The sequence below is a fragment of the Bacillus sp. D48C genome (genome assembly GCF_053345735.1).
On record NZ_JBKFAQ010000029.1, the window covers coordinates 442 to 3,376 of the forward strand.

Sequence of the window (2,935 nt, forward strand, 5' to 3'; positions counted from 1 at the left end):
GATCCCAACAAACTCTCCCTCTTGAATCGAGAACGATACATCTCTTAAAGCATGTGACTGATTTCCACCTTTTTCACCGTATATTTTTTGAATGCTTTTTACATTTACAACTGAATTGTTCATAATATTCTCCTTAGCTCGGTACAGTTATTAGTTATTTTTTAGTTTCTCTTTTATTTTTCAGGAACTTCAATCTCTTGTACAGCCTCAAATCGATAAACATACCTCCCTTTTATATGGACCTTTAAATAAAAATTTATATATTCATCTTTACCAGCAGCTCCTACTTTAGTGGTGTTTTTATTACCGGATTCATCTACGCCATTTAACATGTAAAAATATCTCTTACCATCGTGTACAAGATTAGGTTTTGCTACTTCTTTTGGAAAAGCATACACATCTTTTTCTTTGACTAACGGATTAAATCGGTTTATTGTGTCTCCTCCCACATAAGTTAATAATCCGCTAACCACAACAACTAATCCCGTTATTGCAATCCATGCTTTTTTCATCTTATTTTTTCCGTTCGATTATAGGTGAACTTATTCATTCCTTTAGATTTCAATAAGAACGGACATCTCTCTAACACATGTTTAAATATAAATAGAATTTCTTAATAAAATGTGAGAAAGCTTCTTAATTTTTTCTTAAGAAAAATATTTACAATATAGGTATATATTTAATTTGTATCTAGAAATGAATTTCGTATGTTATCTCCCCTATAACACAGACTGATTAGGGGGCTCTGATTTATTTTCAATATGTTTTTATAATAGTGCATCCTTTTAAAACCAATATATTTTATGAAACATGTATTATTATTGGCTAAGTAGTTTAGATAATGGCTATTTATCAATGTTGTTTCATGAGAGTTTAGAGATTCATGTCTTTCTACAACCGTTTTTTACTGCTCGTTAATACAAAATAAAGTTTTTTCGAAATATCAAAAGACCCAAAACCTTAAATTTTGGGTCTTTTTCTTCATTTTGTATTATCTTTCTTTAGGGAGAACAATTCCTTTATACAGTTGGACCGTAATAAAGTAGTAAATTGTATAAATTGCTAAAAAAATGACAATTGGTAACCAAATACGGAAATACGGTTCAATTACAAGAAATCCAATAATTTTCATACCAATTAATACATGAATTATTCCTACAATTGCAGGGAATAAGAATACTAAAAATAACTCTTTATAAATAGACCTCATTAATAACTCATGACGAACACCAATTTTACGAAGCATGTCATAACGTATAATATCTTTTGAGGAACCCGATAGAATCTTAAACATTAAGCAGCTTGCCATCATTGCAAGGAAAGCAATACCTAAAAAGAAGCACATAAATACTGTTCCACTGGCGCTGGCGTAAATTGTATTATATATTTGATATTTACTGAAGAGATCTTTAGCTGCAACATTTTTATATTTAACTAGCTGTAACTCATCAATTTTTTTCCATTTATCTAAATACTTTATATAGTTATCCGTTTTTCCAATTACAATTGTATTTTCTTTTTCTTGAATAGTATCGTACATTTTTTGATCTACTATTTTTTTTACTTTATCAATGTAATTTAAATATGTCGGTTGAAGAGAGATTAAAGCTCTATTCCATTCAGTTGGGATAGTATATGCATTCTCCTCAACTTTTACTGAAGTTGCTCCTAAAGGAAGATTTTCAGACACTCTTTTTACTTTCCCTTTATCCTCTACTTGCACAAGCGGACGGTTATTCTCTAAATCTTCTTTCAAGTAGTAAACATATTTATCATCTACTTTATAGTGATACTGATACTTTTCGTTAAATGAAATACCGTTTAAAATATTTTTTTCTTCTATGGTAGGATTATGAATGACTGTATCATATACTTCAAGATTATCCGTCGATTTTATTACGTTATTTTTGAAAGCCATTCCACCTGAAATTGCCCCCGCACCAAGTGCTACTAACATTGCTACAGTTGCGAGTACCTTTGATAAACTATTAACACGAAAGTTTAGTTGTGCAAAGGTAAAAGCATTAAGACCTCTCTCGCTATATTTTTTATTACTCTTTAATTTTTTAATAATAAGCGGTAGGAAAGCAGTAAATAACATATACGTTCCTGCCGTAGTTGTGAGCATCGCAATCAAAGGCCCCTGCTTTTCTAATTTGTTCATATAAATCATGGAAGCATAGCCACTTCCTAATAAAATAATAGCTAAGAATGAAACGATTTGAGTCCACTTTCCTTTAATCATTGTATTTTCTGCTGAAGCGTCTGCATGTACAAGTTGTAGAACAGAGATGCGTGATAATTTCAGACTATTGATAATGGCAGATAATACAAATAGTACAAAAAAGAACTGACAAGTAATCAACATCGATGGCACAAAAAAAGATTGATAACCATTCGCATTAAAATCCAGTTGCTTCATAAGAAGTTTACCAACCCCTTGCGCAAGTCCTATTCCTATAGTAATTCCAACTACTGTAGATACACCACCTATAATAATTGTTTCTAGGAACATAAGAAATGTAACTTTTTGTTTTTTTGCTCCTAACACCATAAACATCCCAAATTCTTTTTGACGTAGAGACATCAAAAAAGAATTTGCATATAGGATATAAAAGAATGTTATGATCCCAAGTAGATATGATCCCACTTGAAAAATCGTACCAGTTGAGCGAAAACTACTATTGGTTTCAACAAATGCTTTATTTAATGCTAGTGTTTGAAACATATAAAAAACTGAAATTGACATAACAAGACCGACAAGTAAGACAATATAATCTTTCAGTTTACCCTTTATTCCTGAAATGGAAAGCTTAAATAACATAGTAAATCTCCTTTTTTACGCCTTTTGTGTGCCTAAGTCTGCAAGCACATCTAAAATTTCTTTATAAAACGTTTCACGTGTACTAACGCGTTGAATTTCTTTATATAGCTC

Annotated in this window: 1 protein-coding gene and 3 pseudogenes; all 4 read right to left on the reverse strand. The window is 30.9% G+C overall.

Annotated elements, in window-relative coordinates; translation table 11 throughout:
* Nucleotides 1-123, reverse strand: a pseudogene (locus ACLBXA_RS29195) (bacitracin ABC transporter ATP-binding protein); the annotation flags it as partial.
* Between the two features lie 27 nt (nucleotides 124-150).
* A pseudogene (locus ACLBXA_RS29200) lies at nucleotides 151-512 on the reverse strand (YxeA family protein).
* 479 nt (nucleotides 513-991) lie between these two features.
* Entirely contained in the window at nucleotides 992-2,824 is a 1,833-nt protein-coding gene (locus tag ACLBXA_RS29205; protein WP_447617732.1) for an ABC transporter permease, read from the reverse strand.
* A 15-nt stretch (nucleotides 2,825-2,839) separates the two neighbouring features.
* Nucleotides 2,840-2,935: pseudogene (locus ACLBXA_RS29210) on the reverse strand (bacitracin ABC transporter ATP-binding protein); the annotation flags it as partial.